Source organism: Jatrophihabitans sp. (assembly GCF_035474675.1).
Classification (GTDB): Bacteria; Actinomycetota; Actinomycetes; order Mycobacteriales; family Jatrophihabitantaceae; genus Jatrophihabitans_A.
The window spans coordinates 19422-33340 of sequence record NZ_DATINC010000185.1; the positions used below are offsets into that span (position 1 = coordinate 19422).

General features: G+C 74.5%; 11 protein-coding genes. 3 read left to right on the forward strand and 8 right to left on the reverse strand.

From position 1 onward, the window contains the following. Nucleotides 1–89 precede the first annotated feature (89 nt). Genes VLJ82_RS21130 through VLJ82_RS21155 form a run of 6 tightly spaced genes read right to left on the reverse strand, consistent with a single transcriptional unit; the run spans nt 90 to nt 8050 of the window. Nucleotides 90–1853: a DEAD/DEAH box helicase gene (locus VLJ82_RS21130; protein ID WP_408665343.1), complete on the reverse strand. Its 1764-nt coding sequence runs from the start codon at nt 1851–1853 to the stop codon at nt 90–92. A 60-nt stretch (nt 1854–1913) separates the two neighbouring features. Continuing rightward, complete coding sequence (locus tag VLJ82_RS21135; protein WP_408665344.1) at nt 1914–2315, reverse strand: DUF2237 family protein; 402 nt, start codon at nt 2313–2315, stop codon at nt 1914–1916. A 53-nt stretch (nt 2316–2368) separates the two neighbouring features. Beyond that, the gene (locus VLJ82_RS21140; protein ID WP_408665345.1) at nt 2369–3058 is read right to left on the reverse strand and encodes an ABC transporter ATP-binding protein; all 690 of its coding nucleotides are present in this window, start codon (nt 3056–3058) and stop codon (nt 2369–2371) included. Continuing rightward, nucleotides 3055–3924: an ABC transporter ATP-binding protein gene (locus VLJ82_RS21145; protein WP_408665346.1), complete on the reverse strand. Its 870-nt coding sequence runs from the start codon at nt 3922–3924 to the stop codon at nt 3055–3057. The genes VLJ82_RS21140 and VLJ82_RS21145 overlap by 4 nt, the downstream gene beginning before the upstream one ends. Continuing rightward, on the reverse strand, nt 3921–7085 hold the full coding sequence (locus VLJ82_RS21150; protein WP_408665347.1) for an FtsX-like permease family protein: 3165 nt from the start codon (nt 7083–7085) through the stop codon (nt 3921–3923). Before VLJ82_RS21150 ends, VLJ82_RS21145 begins: the two co-directional genes overlap by 4 nt. Before the next feature lie 5 nt (nt 7086–7090). Continuing rightward, nucleotides 7091–8050, reverse strand: coding sequence for a DMT family transporter (locus VLJ82_RS21155; protein ID WP_408665348.1), 960 nt, complete (start codon nt 8048–8050; stop codon nt 7091–7093). 71 nt (nt 8051–8121) lie between these two features. On the opposite strand from VLJ82_RS21155, the gene VLJ82_RS21160 reads away from it, so the two are divergent. Continuing rightward, on the forward strand, nt 8122–9045 hold the full coding sequence (locus VLJ82_RS21160) for a LysR family transcriptional regulator (protein WP_408665349.1): 924 nt from the start codon (nt 8122–8124) through the stop codon (nt 9043–9045). 53 nt (nt 9046–9098) lie between these two features. Here VLJ82_RS21160 and VLJ82_RS21165 read toward each other — a convergent pair whose 3' ends face one another. Then, the gene (locus VLJ82_RS21165; protein WP_408665350.1) at nt 9099–9473 is read right to left on the reverse strand and encodes a VOC family protein; all 375 of its coding nucleotides are present in this window, start codon (nt 9471–9473) and stop codon (nt 9099–9101) included. 147 nt (nt 9474–9620) lie between these two features. Between VLJ82_RS21165 and VLJ82_RS21170 the strand changes: the two genes are divergently transcribed. Together VLJ82_RS21170 and VLJ82_RS21175 are read left to right on the forward strand one after the other, a co-directional pair. Then, a complete protein-coding gene (locus tag VLJ82_RS21170; protein WP_408665351.1) occupies nt 9621–10358 on the forward strand; it encodes a Type 1 glutamine amidotransferase-like domain-containing protein in 738 nt (245 codons plus the stop codon). Further along, complete coding sequence (locus tag VLJ82_RS21175; RefSeq protein WP_408665352.1) at nt 10355–12910, forward strand: DEAD/DEAH box helicase; 2556 nt, start codon at nt 10355–10357, stop codon at nt 12908–12910. The genes VLJ82_RS21170 and VLJ82_RS21175 overlap by 4 nt, the downstream gene beginning before the upstream one ends. Here the strand turns inward: VLJ82_RS21175 and VLJ82_RS21180 are convergent. After that, on the reverse strand, nt 12888–13916 hold the full coding sequence (locus tag VLJ82_RS21180; protein ID WP_408665353.1) for a LacI family DNA-binding transcriptional regulator: 1029 nt from the start codon (nt 13914–13916) through the stop codon (nt 12888–12890). The two genes, VLJ82_RS21175 and VLJ82_RS21180, sit on opposite strands and share 23 nt — an antisense overlap. Between the last annotated feature and the right edge of the window lie 3 nt (nt 13917–13919).

Sequence of the window (13919 nt, forward strand, 5' to 3'; positions counted from 1 at the left end):
CCGTTACTTGGTGATCCGGCTACCGGAGCTGCCCAGGACCAGATGTCTCGCCCCGGTGCTTCGCGGTGTCTAGTACGGCGACGTGCCTCTCAGAAGGTGCGGCGTGACTTCCGCGGCCGGTGCGGCTGGCCGGGCCGGTCGCCGCCGTCCTCGCGGGTGATGTCGATCAGCTGGCCGGAGATGCGGGTGCGGCGCAGGGCGTCCAGGGTGCCGCGCGGCAGGTCGGCCGGCAGCTCCACCAGGCTGTGGTCGACCCGGATGTCGATGTGGCCGAAGTCCTCGCGGCTCAGCCCGCCCTCGTTGGCGATCGCACCCACGATGGCGCCCGGCTGCACCTTGTGCCGCTTGCCCACCCGGATCCGGTAGGTCGCCAGCGGCACCTCACTGCGGCCCCGGCGCCGGCCGGCAACCCGGGCCGGCGACCGGTTCCGGTCATAGGCCCGATCAGCTGGCCGGTCATACGCCCGCTCGCCCGCCCGGTCCCCCGCGGCCGGACGCTTGACCGGCGGCGGCTCCGGCGCCATCAGGAACGACTGGCCGTCCTGCGACAGCACTGCCAGCGCCGCCGCCACGTCGGCCATCGGCACGTCGTGCTCCCGGACGTAGTCCTCTACCAGCCCGCGGAACAGCCCCAGCTGCGGTGAGGCCAGGCTCTCGGTGATCGAGTCGGCGAACTTGGCCACCCGGGTCGAGTTGACGTCCTCGACGGTCGGCAGCGACATCTCGGAGATCCGCTGCCGGGTGGCCCGCTCGATGGCCGAGAGCAGATGCCGCTCCCGGTGGGTCAGGAACAGCAGCGCCTCGCCGGTCCGCCCGGCCCGGCCGGTGCGCCCGATCCGGTGCACGTAGGACTCGGTGTCGGTGGGGATGTCGTAGTTGAGCACGTGGCTGATCCGCTCGACGTCCAGCCCGCGGGCCGCCACGTCGGTGGCCACCAGGATGTCCAGCGCGCCGCTGCGCAGCTGGGCGATGGTGCGCTCGCGCTGCGCCTGCACCAGGTCGCCGTTGATGGCCGCCGCCGAGAAGCCGCGGGCCCGCAACCGCTCGGCCAGCTCCTCGGTGGCCTGCTTGGTCCGGACGAAGACGATCATCGCCTCGAACGGCTCGACCTCGAGTATCCGGGTCAGCGCGTCCATCTTCTGCGGGTTGGCCACCTGCAGGTAGCGCTGCCGGGTGTTGGCCGCGGTCACCGTCTGCTCGCGAACGGTGATCTCGGCCGCGTCGGTGAGGTAGCGCTTGGCGATCCGGCGGATCTGCGGCGGCATGGTCGCCGAGAACAGCGCCACCTGCTTGTCCGCCGGGGTGCCGGCCAGGATCGTCTCGACGTCCTCGGCGAAGCCCATGTTCAACATCTCGTCGGCCTCGTCCAGCACCAGGAAGCGCAGCTCGCTCAGGTCCAGGCTCTTGCGCTCCAGGTGGTCGATCACCCGGCCCGGGGTGCCGACCACCACGTGCGCGCCGCGCCGCAGCCCGGCCAGCTGCACCCCGTAGCTGGACCCCCCGTAGACCGGCAGCACGTGCAGGCCGGGCAGGTAGTGCGCGTACTTGCCGATCGCCTCGGCCACCTGCAACGCCAGCTCACGGGTCGGGGCCAGCACCAGGGCCTGCGGAGCCTTCGGCGCCTGCTCGCCCAGCTCGATCGCCGACAGCATCGGCAGCGCGAACGCGGCGGTCTTGCCGGTGCCGGTCTGGGCCAGGCCCACCACGTGCCGGCCGGCCAGCAGCGCCGGGATGGTGGCCGCCTGGATCGGCGACGGGCTCTCGTAGCCGACATCGGACAGGGCACGCAGCACCCGGGGGTCGATGCCGAGGTCGGCGAAGCCGACGGCGGGCTGGTTCTCGGACGCGTCCATCGGCATCCAATCTAGTGGAGCCGGGCCCAGTGAAATTCCGCCCCGATCCCGGCGAACCCGTCAGCCGGACTCGGTCAGCGAACGCGGGTCGGCCGGCACGTCGATGGCGTGCTCGCGCAGCATCTCCAGCGGGATGATCTCCAGCGCCAGCTCGTTGGTCGCGGCCAGCACCACCGGCGCGGCCACCCCGGCCCGGTAGGACTGCAACCAGCGCATCGCCACCACGCACCAGCGGTCCCCCGGACCCAGCCCGGGAAAGTCGTACTCCGGACGGGGCGTCATCAGGTTGTTGCCCAGCTGGCGCTGGTGCTGCAGGAACTCCGAGGTCAGCACCACGCAGACGGTGTGGCTGCCGGTGTCGGCCGGGCCCGAGGTGCAGCAGCCGTCCCGGTAGAAGCCGGTCACCGGATCGGTGCCGCACTCCTCCAGCTCGGTGCCCAGCACGTTGCGCTTCTCGCCCACCGGACAAGTCTGGCACCGCCGGAGCGTGGTCGAGGTGAGCCGGGCGGGAGAAATTACTCGGATTCTGCTGTCTTTTCCGGCCCAGCTCTACCGGCCCAGCTGGCTGCACCCTCGTCCAACCGCAGCTCGGCGTCGCACAGCGCAGCGGCGTCCGGGTCGTGGGTGGCCACCAGCACCCCTGCGCCGCGGTCGGCCTCGGCCCGCAGCAGGGCCATCACCCGGCCCCGGTTGGCGGCGTCCAGCTCGCTGGTCGGCTCATCGGCCAGCAGGTAGCAGGCCCGCTCGGCGAGCCCTCGGGCGACCGCCACCCGCTGCTGCTGGCCGCCGGACAGCTCCTCCAGCAACTGTCCGCCCGCCTCGTCCAGGCCCACCGCCGCCAGCGCCGCCTCGGCCCGCTGCCGGGCGTCCGGAAGCCGGGCCGCCACCAGCGGCACGGCCACGTTCTCCAGCGCGGTGAGCACCCGGAGCAGGGCGTTTCCCTGCGGTATCAGGGCGATCCCGCTCGCCACCGCCTCGTCGCGTCCGGCGATCGGCCGGCCGGCCACGCTGAGCGTGCCAGCCGCCGGCACGACCAGGCCGGCGAGGGCGGCCAGCAGCGAGGACTTGCCGGCGCCGGACGGGCCGGTGACGGCGATCAGCTGCCCCGGACCCAGCACCAGGTCGACCGGCCGGACGGCCAGCACCGGGCCGTAGCGCACCTCGATCCCGTCGGCCCGCAGGTCACCGGAAACCGCGGCGCTCACGGCTCGACCTGCCGGCCGCGCGGGTCCAGCAGCACCGTGCCGTCCGGATTGAGCTGGACCCGCAGCAGGGTGCCGGGCGCGATCCGCTCCCGGATGTCGGGCGGCAGCTGCAGCGAGCCGTCCCGGCCGAGCACCGCGAAGTCCTCGCCGCCGTGCCCCTCGGCCCCGATCCGGCCGTCCCGGATGGTGATGGTGCGGGGCATCCGGGCGGCCACCTCCGGGTCGTGGGTCACCGTGATCACCGTGGTGCCGACCGACCGGTTGACCGAGCCGATCGCGGCCAGCACCTCGTCGCGGTAACGGTGGTCGAGCTGGCTGGTCGGCTCGTCGGCCAGCAGCAGGCCGGGCAGCGTCGCCATGCCGACCGCCACCGCCAGCCGCTGCAGCTGGCCGGGGGTGAGCTCGACCAGCCGGCGCTCGGCGCAGTCGGCCAGCGACAGCAGGTCCAGCACCTCCCGCGGCCGGGGCAGCTCGCGCGCCCCCAGCCGGCGGGCCGCCTTCTGCGCGAACGCCACGTTCTGCTCCGGGGAGGCGTAGCTGAGCAGATTGCGCACCGCCGACTGCAGCACCGCCCCGATCTCGATCGCCCGCAACCGGTCGAGGTCGGCGTCGGCCAGCAGGCTCAGGTCGTGCTCGCCCACCCGCAACCGTCCGGCGCTGGGCCGCTGCACCCCGGCCAGCAGGGTGATCAGCGTCGACTTGCCCGACCCGGACGGCCCGAGCAGGCCGACCAGCTGACCGGCCGGCACCTCCAGGTCGACGCTGGTCAGCGCCACCACGTCGTTGCCCTCCAGCCGGTAGATGTGCACCAGGCCGTGCGCCGACACCGACAGGCCACCGCTCCGGCCGGACACCAGGCTCGTCACTGGCCCTCCCGCAGCACCGCGGGCGAGACGGCGCGCAGCATCACGGCCGCGGCTAGCGCCGCCGCGCAGCACAGCAGCACCGCTGCGCCGGCGACCGCCAGCAGGACGGCCGGCCACGCGGTGCGGTAACTGGGCAGCGGCACCGCCGCCGGGCTGACGAACAGCGCGATCGCCGGCAGCGCCAGCCGGGCCCCGGCAACCCCCACCACCGCACCGGCGAGCAGCCCGGCCAGCACCGCGAGCAGCTGCTCGGCCAGCACCGCCCGGCGCAACGGGGCCAGCGGCAGCCCGAGCAACCGCAACGCCGCCAGGTCATAGCTGCGCACCCGGCGCGAGGTGGCGGCCACGATCCCGATCACCAGCGCTGCCAGCAGGACGGCGACCACCCCGGCCGCCAGCGCCGCCCGCAACGCCCAGGCCGGCGGCGCCTGGTCGTAGCCCGCCTGCCGGTCGGCCGCCGTCGACCGGCCGGTGACCGGGATGCCGGCCTCGGCCAGCAGCTGGGTCAGCCGCCGTTCCCGGGCCGGGTCCGCCGAGGCCAGCCAGACGCTGCCGGTGCTGTTGGTGAGCACCGACTCGCTGGCCGCGATCGCCAGGTCCAGGTCCACCAGCAGCGCACCGGTGCCGAGTCGGGGCAGGAAGGGCAGCGTCCCGACCGGCTGGCAGCCGGCCGACTCGCCGTCGATGCCGTGCGTGGCGACGGTGGCCTCGGCGGTCCCGTTGGTCCGGTCCGGTGCGGCGCCGGGGCCGGCCAGCAGGCACGGCAGGTTCACCGGGACGTCCAGGTGTTGCAGGGTGGCGTCCGACCCGTGGCTGACCGCCTGCAGCAGCAGGCCGCCGGTCGGCGCGGCGCTGAACGAGACGGTGGCCGCGGCGCCGGTCGCGGCCGCCTCCGCCTCGGCGTTGCGCCAGTCCTGCGGCCGGCCCAGCGACACCGGCTGCCAGCCGGCCGGGTCGGCGTCCGGGTTGACCTCCAGGCCGCGCAGCTGGATCGCGGTCCTGACCGCCAGGAAGTCGCCGACGGTCCGCACCAGCTCGATCCGGCTCAGCGTGCAGCCCCGCTCGCAGCCGGCCAGCCGGGCGCTCGGGCTGCCACCAGAGCCACCGGCCGGCATCGGCAGCAGCACGCTGGTCAACGAGCCGTCCGGACGGCGCACCCGCAGCCGCAGCGACACCGGTTGCGGCCGGTCGGGCGAGGTCGGGTCGTCGCTGACGATCCGGACACTGCCCAGCCGCAGCCGCACCGTCCGGCCGGTCAGCACGATCGGGGCGGGCGGGTCGGCCGGCACCAGCCGGTCCAGCAGCGGCTGCGGCGGGACGTCGCGGTCGAAGCCCCAGTCGGCGATCCGGTTCAGCTGCCGGTGGTCGACCGCCAGCACCGGGCTGGCGCCGCCGTCCGGACGCTGGACGATCACCGCCATCGCGTAGTCGCCGCCCGGGTCGGCCGAGGCCACCACCGACCGGAGCGTGGCCGCCGTCGGGGCGGCGACGTCCAGCACCACCGCAGCACCCGTCTCGCCCTGGGCCCGGGCGGCCCGATTGGCCGCCGCCACCTGCTCCTGGTCGACGCTGGAGACCAGCAGCGCCACCGCCACGCAGACCAGGGTGAGCACCCGGCGGAAGCCCGGCCGGCGGGCTGCCTGCAGGCCGGCCAGCGCGGTCGCCAGCCGGCCCCGCCAGAGCGTCCGGTGCCCGGCCCAGCGGGCGGCCCGCACCGCCAGCCGGCTCAGCAGCAGGCCGGTGAGGACGGCGATCAGGCTGGGGGTGACCAGCGCGGGCGCGCTGGTGCGGTCCCCGGTCAACGCCACCGCAACCCCGGCGCCGGCCGCCACCGCCAGCGCGATCTCGGCCGTTCCGGCGCCCCGGCCGGTCCGCGGGCCGACCGTGCGCAGCAGCTGCCCAATCGGCTGGGCCGCGGTCCGGCGGGCCAGCAGCGCGGCCAGTGCCAGCTCCACTCCGGCGACCGCGAGGCCGGCCAGCAGCACCGGCCAGCGCCACTCCGGTGCCACGCCGGCCGGCAGCCACCACCGGCACAGCAGCAGGCAGCCGAGCCAGGCCAGCAGCAGGCCGGGGACCAGCGTGCCGGCGACCAGCAGGGCGACCTCACCGGAGTACAGGCCGGCCGCGGCACCCTTGCGCTGGCCGCGCAGCCGGGCCAGGGCAAGCTCCGTGCGGCGCTGGTCGAGGCCGACCGCCACCACCAGGCCGAGCACCACCAGCACCACCAGCGCCAGCTGGACCGCCAGCGTCGGAATGATCACCCGGCTCTGCCGCCGTCCGGCGTCGGCTTGCTGCAGTAACGGGACCAGCGCCGAGCGGACGCTGCCCCGGTTCGGGTCGCCGGCCGGATGCGCGGCATCGATCCGGGCCTGGATGGCCTGCACCGCCTGCAGCAGCTGCCGGCTGCCGTCGATGGTGATCCGGCCGGCCGGCACCGGCAGGTCGGCGAAGTACCGGAACGGCGTGCTGCTACCGGCGGTCGCCGAGCGGCGGGCCGCCTCGAACGCGGCGATGCCGGCCGGCGAGAGCAGCAGGGCGTCGGAATGCTGCAGGTCCGGCAGGTCGCCCTGCGGCTCGTGCAGCACGCCGGCCTGGCTGGCGTAGGCCCGGTCGAACCAGTAGTCGGTGCCGGCGTCGAAGGGCTGGTAGAGGCCCACCACCCGGACCGCGCCGATCTCGTAGGCCGCCGAGCCGCCCCGGCCGGTCACCTCCAGCCGGTCGCCCAGGCCCACCCGCAGCGCCCGGGCGCTGGCGGAGCTGACCAGCACCTCCAGCCCGGCGGCGGGGCAGCGTCCGGCCACGATCCGCAGCTGCCGGCAGAGGTCGTCCCGGCCGGCCGCCACCGCGTCGAAGGCCGACCGTGGCGCCCGGACCGAGACATCGGTCTCGAAGCCGGTCACCGGGGTGGCGAACAGCGCGAGCTGCCGGCCGGTGGGCAGGTACGAGCGCACCTCGCCGGGCGAGGACGCGGTGATCGTCAGGCCCCGCTCGGCGGTTCCGGTGGAGCTCAGCTGGGACCGGATCGCCGCCTGCTCCACCGCCCGCTGGTACATCGGCCCGGCGGCGCACGCCGCGATGGCAATGGTGGACAGGACGGCGAGCAACACCGACTGGCCGGCCCGGTGGCGAACCGAGCGCCACCACAGCCGGCCGTCGATCATGGCCGTCAGGCTAACTCGGCCGGCGCCACCACCTCGGGTCGGCGCACCCGTGCCGGACGCAGCAGCACCACCGCCGCCAGCACCACCGCCGCCCCGACCGCCTGCCAGGCGGTCAGCCGCTCGCCGAACACCACGATGGCCGAGGCCGCGGTGACCAGCGGCTCCAGGCAGGACAGGATCGCCGCCGTGGAGGGGCCGACCAGCCGCAGGCCGGCCAGGAAGCAGCCGATCGAGACCACGCTGGACACCAGCGCCAGCGGCAGCAGCCAGAGCCAGCCGGACGGGGCGGCCGGCACCCGCAGCGAGCCGCTGCCCGCCCCGAACAGGGTCACGCTGACCGCCGCACTGCTGCACACCAGCGCCGAGAGCAGGTAGACGTCGATGTCGGCGGGCAGGTCGTTGGCCACCAGGATGTAGAGCGCGTAGGTCACCGCCGAGCAGAACGCCAGCAACACCCCGGCCGGCGCCACCGGGCCGTGCGAACCGGCCGAGCCGAGCAGCAGCGCCAGGCCCGACACCGAGCAGCCGAGGGCGGCCAGCTTGCGCCGGCTGGCCCGCTCGCGGCGCAACGCCACCCCGAGCACCAGCACGACGGCGGGGTAGACGTAGAGGATCTGGGCGGTCAGCGAGGCGTCGATGCGGGTGAGCGCACTGAAGTAGCAGGCGGCCTGGACGGCGTAGCCGAGCCCGCCGAGGGCAAGGCAGGTCAGCAACACCCGGGGTCCGGGCAGCGCCGGGCGGCGGATCGCCACGATCACCCAGAACACCAGCGCCGCGAGCCCGAACCGGCCGGCCAGCATCGCGCTGACGCTGAAGCCGGCGGCGAAGCACTCCTTGGCGAACAGCGCGGCCAGCCCGAAGGCGGTCGCCGACAGCATGCACAGCCCCATGCCCAGCACCGCACCCGACCGGGCAGCGGATGCGCCGGCCGCCGGGCGGGGCAGTTCCAGGGTGGTCTGGGTCACCGGCTCAACGTACGGGCAGCGCCATAGATCGAGGTAGCCTTGGTTTCCTTCACCTGTCGAAGGGAAATCCTTTGATTTCGCTGCACCAGCTGCGTTGCTTCCTGGCCACCTTCGAGCACGGCTCGTTCACCGCCGCGGCCGCCGAGCTGGGCCTGGCGCAGCCCTCGATCTCCGAGCAGGTCCGGCTGCTGGAGCAGGGCCTCGACGCGCCGCTGTTCGACCGCGTCGGCCGCGGCCTGGTGCCGACCGAGGCCGCCCGCGCGCTGCGCCCGCACGCCGAGCGCGCGCTGACCGCGGTCGCCGAGGCCGGCCAGGCGGTCGCCTCGGTGCGCGACGTGCTGGAGGGCACCATCCGGTTCGGGGTGTTCGGCACCGCCCGGGTGTACCTGGGCAGCGCGCTGGTGGCCGACGTGCTGCGCGAGCACCCGCGGGTCCGGCTGGAGCTGATCGGCCAGCACTCCACCGAGGTGCTGACCGACCTGCGGCACGGCCGGCTGGAGGCGGCGGTGATCGCGCTGCCGATTGCCGACGAGGGCCTGCAGGTGCAGCCGCTGATGCGCGACGAGGTGGTCTACGTCAGCGCCGACCCGCAGCGGGTGCGCAAGCCGGTCACCGCCACCGAGCTCGCCGCCGCGCCACTGGTGCTGTCGGAGGCCAGCTGGGGCAACGAGGACTCCACCCGGCGCCAGATCGCCCGGGCGGTCCAGTCGGTCGGCGGGACGCTGCGGCCCCGGATCGAGGTGGAGGACATCGAGACCGCCCTGGAGGTGGCGGCGCTGGGCCTGGCCGACACGGTCACCGCCCGCGGGCTGCTGCACGGGCTGGGCGACCGGCTCTCCCCCGTCCTGCGGTGGGCGTCGCTGCGGCCGCGGATCTACGACGAGTTCGCGGTGGTGTTCCGGCAGGGCGCCACCCTGTCACCGGCCAGCCGGATGGTGGTGACGCTGGCGGCGGCCCGGATGCGCGCCATCGGCGCGGCCGCGGCCGGCCGCTGAAGGGCTGGCGGGCGGCCAGCCCTGTCCCGTCCGGGCCGGCCCTGCAGGCCGGTTCAGCGCGGGTCGCTGCGCAGCGGGTGCTCGCGCGGCACCTGCACCAGCACGATCCGGATGCCGTCCGGGTCGGCGATCCACATCTCGACCAGCCCCCACGGCTCGGTCTGCGGCGCTCGCAGCACCGGCACCCCGAGCGCGGCCAGCCGGGTGTGCTCGGCGCCGACGTCGCGCACCTGCAACCACAGCTCCAGGCCGGTCGCCGGCCCGTCCGCCGACCGGCCGGACACCTCGAGCAGCCCGTTGCCCAGGAAGTACACCTCGCCGCCGGCGAACTCCCGGTACACCGCCAGGCCGAGGATCTCGCGGTAGAAGCGCTGGCTGGCCGCCAGGTCGCGCGGGCGCAGCAGCAGCCGGCTGCTCAGGACGTCCATGGCTGCCATGATGCCGCGCGGCTGCAGCGGCGAGCCTCTCAAGCTGTGTCTAACCACCCGGCCGCACCGGGTGTCGGCGGGTCCCGCCGGAGGGCTGCGGCTTGCTGCCGGAAGACCCGGATTCGGCAGGTCGATAGATTTGCCGGTATGACGGCAGCCGAACCGACCATTCTGGCCACCTCGGGCGGCATGGCGCCCGCCCGACGGACCCGCTGGGAGTTCAGCCCGCTCACCGACTACGCCGTGGAGCTCGCCGGCGTCTCCGGCCGGGCCCCGCGGGTGTGCTTCCTGGCCACCGCGATGGGCGACAGCTCCGAGCAGATCAGGAACTTCTACGACGCCGCCCTGCAGCGCGGCTTCGCCCCGAGCCACCTGGCGCTGATCCCGATGCCCAACGTCGCCGACCCGCGCGAGCTGCTGCTGGGCCAGGACGTGATCTGGGTGCTCGGCGGCAGCGTGGCCGGCCTGCTGGCGCTCTGGCGGCTGCACGGGATCGGCGAGGTGATGCGCGAGGCCTGGCAGGCCGGGGTGGTGCTGACCGGGGTGTCGGCCGGTTCCATCTGCTGGCACACCGGCGGCACCACCGACTCCTACGGGCCGCAACTTCGCCCGGTCACCGACGGCCTGGGCCTGGTGCCGTTCTCCAACGGCGTGCACTACGACAGCGAGCCGGGGCGCCGGCCGGTCTTCCAGTCCCTGATCGGCGACGGCACGCTGGCCGACGGCTACGCCACCGAGGACGGCACCGGCGTGCTGTACCGGGGCGAGCGCTTCGTCGAGGCGGTGTCCGAGCAGGACGGGAAGCTGGCCTACTCCGTCACCCGGTCCGCGGACGGGAAGGTAGTCGAGCAACCGCTGGAGACCCGGCTGCTGACCTCGCCGTGACCGGGCAGTCGCTGGGCGAACTGCTGGATGCCGGCACGCTCGCCGGCGCGGACCCGGACTCGATCTACGACGCGTTCAGCGGCTGGGCGGCGGGCCTGGGCCTGGAGCTGTATCCCGCCCAGTCCGAGGCGCTGATCGAGCTGCTGTCCGGCTCGAACGTGATCCTGTCCACGCCCACCGGGTCGGGCAAGTCCCTGGTCGCGACCGGCGCGATCTTCGCCACCCTGCTCTCGCCCCCGTCCGGGCCGGCCACCGGCCAGCAGGCCCGGCGGCGCTGCTTCTACACCGCGCCGATCAAGGCGCTGGTGAGCGAGAAGTTCTTCGGGCTGTGCGAGGTCTTCGGCTCCGCCCGGGTGGGCATGATGACCGGCGACGCCAGCGTCAACGGCGAGGCGGAGATCATCTGCTGCACCGCCGAGGTGCTGGCCAACCTGGCGTTGCGGGCCGGCAGCGACGCCGACATCGGCCTGGTGGTGATGGACGAGTTCCACTACTACGGCGACGCCGACCGCGGCTGGGCCTGGCAGGTGCCGCTGCTGGAGCTCCCCCGCGCCCAGTTCCTGCTGATGTCGGCCACCCTCGGCCCGGTCGGCTTCTTCCGCGACGACCTGACCCGCCGCACCGGGCGGCCGACCGCCGAGGTGGCCTCGGCCGAGCGCCCGGTTCCGCTGTTCCACTACTACGCCACCACCCCGCTGCACGAGACCGTCGCCGAGCTGCTGAGCACCGGCCAGTTCCCGGTCTACGTCGTGCACTTCACCCAGGCCGCCGCCCTGGAACAAGCCCAGGCGCTGACCAGCATCAACGTCTGCAGCCGGGCCGAGAAGGACCTGATCGCTGCGGCGATCGGCGACTTCCGGTTCCGCTCCGGCTTCGGCAAGACGCTGTCCCGGCTGGTCCGGCACGGCATCGGGGTGCACCACGCCGGGATGCTGCCCCGGTACCGGCGGCTGGTCGAGCAGCTGGCCCAGGCCGGGCTGCTCAAGGTCATCTGCGGCACCGACACCCTGGGGGTCGGCATCAACGTGCCGATCCGGACGGTGGTGCTCAGCTCGCTGAGCAAGTACGACGGGCGGCGCAGCCGGCAACTGCAGGCCCGCGAGTTCCACCAGATCGCCGGCCGGGCCGGCCGGGCCGGCTACGACACCGCCGGAACCGTGGTGGTGCAGGCACCCGAGCACGAGGTGGAGAACGTCCGGCTGCTGGCCAGGGCCGGCGACGACGAGAAGAAGCGCCGCCGGGTGCAGCGCAAGAAGCCGCCGGAGGGCTTCGTCTCCTGGTCCAAGGCCACCCATGACCGGCTGCTGGCCGCCGAACCGGAGCCGCTGGGCTCGCACTTCGCAGTCAGCCACTCGATGCTGCTCAACGTCATCGCCCGGCCGGGGGACGCCTTCGCCGCGATGCGCTCGCTGCTGACCGACAACCACGAGCCCCGCCCGGCGCAGCGCCGGCACGTCCGGGCCGCCATCCAGGCCTACCGGGCGTTGCTGGCCGCCGGGGTGATCCAGCGGCTCGACGAGCCGGACTCCACCGGCCGGCGGGTGCGGCTCACCGTCGACCTGCCGCCGAACTTCGCGCTCAACCACCCGCTGTCGACGTTCGCGCTGGCCGCCATCGAGCTGCTCGACCCGGCCTCGGACACCTTCGCCCTCGACGTGCTGTCGGTGATCGAGGCGACCCTGGAGGACCCGCGCCAAGTGTTGTATGCCCAGCAGTCCAAGGCGCGCGGCGAGGTGGTCGCCCAGCTCAAGGCCGAGGGGGTGGAGTACGAGGAACGGCTGGCCCTGCTGGAGGAGGTCAGCTACCCGCAACCGCTGGCCGAGCTGCTGGAGGCGGCCTACCGCACCTACCGCACCGGCCATCCGTGGCTGGCCGACCACGAGCTGCGTCCCAAATCGGTCGTGCGCGACCTGTGGGAGCGCGCGATGAGCTTTTCCGAGTACGTCTCCTACTACGGGCTGACCCGCTCGGAGGGCCTGCTGCTGCGCTACCTCAGCGACGCCTACCGGGCGCTGCGGGCCGGGGTTCCGCAGGCCGCCCGCACCGAGGGAGTGGAGGACCTGACCGCCTGGCTCGGCGAGCTGGTGCGCCAGGTGGACTCCAGCCTGCTCGACGAGTGGGAGCAGCTGACCTCGCCCGGGCCCGAGCAGCAGCCGGCGCCGGCCGGTGGGACGGCCCGGCCGCTGACCACCCAGTCCCGGGCCTTCACGGTGCTGGTCCGCAACGCGCTGTTCCGCCGGGTGGAGCTGGCCGCCCGGCGGCGCTACGCCGAGCTGGGCGAGCTGGACGCCGAGGCGGGCTGGGACGCCGCGGCCTGGCAGGACGCGCTGAGCGCTTATTTCGACGAGTACGACGAGATCGGCACCGGCCCGGACGCCCACAGCCCGGAGCTGTTCCGGGTCACCGTGGAGCCGGGCCGCTGGCTGGTGCGGCAGGTGCTGCACGACGAGAACGCCGAGCACGCCTGGGGAATCGACGCCGAGGTCGACCTCGCCGCCAGCGACGAGGCCGGTGAGCTGGTGCTGCGCGTCACCGGGGTGGGCCACTGGTGACGGCGGCGCCGGCGGTCGACTCGCGCACCTGCAGGCGGTGCCCGGCGACCACGTCCACCGGTGGGCCGGCCGAGCGTTCCCGCAACCGCCGGCACAGCAGTTCCACTGCCGTCTCGGCAATGCCGGCCTTGTCCGGCGCGACGGTGGTCAGGCTCGGGGTGCAGTAGCGGGCCTCCTCGATGTCGTCGAAGCCGGTCACCGCCACCTCCTCGGGCACCCGCACCCCGGCCGACAGCAGGGTGCGCAGGGCGCCGACCGCGAGCAGGTCGCTGGCACACACCACCGCATCCGGCAGCTGCCGGCCGGCGAGCAGCCGGGTCATCGCCGCCGCCCCCTCGGTCCGCCGGAACGGGCCGGTCGGCAGGATCAGGTCCTCGTCGAGCCGGTGGCCGGCCTCGACCAGCGCCGACCGGTAGCCGGCCAACCGCACCCCGCCGATCCGGGTGGCCGGCTGCTCGCCGATGAAGGCGATCCGCCGCCGGCCCAGCTCGATCAGGTGCCGGGTGACCTCCCGCGCTGCCTGCACACTGTCTACAGCGACGTGGTCGGCGGCGGGCCGGGGAAACCGCTCGCCCAGCAGCACCAGCGGCCGCTGGCCGGCCAGCTCCACGACGTCGGCGCCGGTCAGCGCCAGCGGGCAGGCGATGCAGCCGTCGATGCGGTGGAACCGGGAACCGGCTGCGGCCTGCCGTTCCAGGCCGCGGTCGCCGCCGGTCTGCTCGATCAGCACCGTCCAGCCCTGCCGGGCGGCCGCCTCGACGATCAGCCCGCTCAGCTCGGCGAAGTACGGCTCGTCCAGCGCCGGGATGGCCAGCGCGATCAGGTCGGTGCGGCCGGTGCGCAGCCCGCGGGCGGAGATGTTCGGCCGGTAGTCCAGGGCCTCCAGCGCGGCGCGCACCCGGGCCGCGGTGGCCGCGCTGACCGCCGGGGAGTTGTTCACCACGTTGGACACCGTCTTGATCGACACGCCAGCCAGCCGGGCCACGTCCTTCAGGCTGACGGCCATCCG

Excerpts from the sequence above, each read along its gene's own strand:
- VLJ82_RS21170 (WP_408665351.1), top strand. The coding sequence starts at position 9,621 with ATGACGGCAGCCGAACCGACCATTCTGGCCACCTCGGGCGGCATGGCG.
- VLJ82_RS21180 (WP_408665353.1), bottom strand. The coding sequence starts at position 13,916 with ATGGCCGTCAGCCTGAAGGACGTGGCCCGGCTGGCTGGCGTGTCGATC.
- VLJ82_RS21150 (WP_408665347.1), bottom strand. The coding sequence starts at position 7,085 with ATGATCGACGGCCGGCTGTGGTGGCGCTCGGTTCGCCACCGGGCCGGC.
- VLJ82_RS21130 (WP_408665343.1), bottom strand. The coding sequence starts at position 1,853 with ATGGACGCGTCCGAGAACCAGCCCGCCGTCGGCTTCGCCGACCTCGGC.
- VLJ82_RS21165 (WP_408665350.1), bottom strand. The coding sequence starts at position 9,473 with ATGGACGTCCTGAGCAGCCGGCTGCTGCTGCGCCCGCGCGACCTGGCG.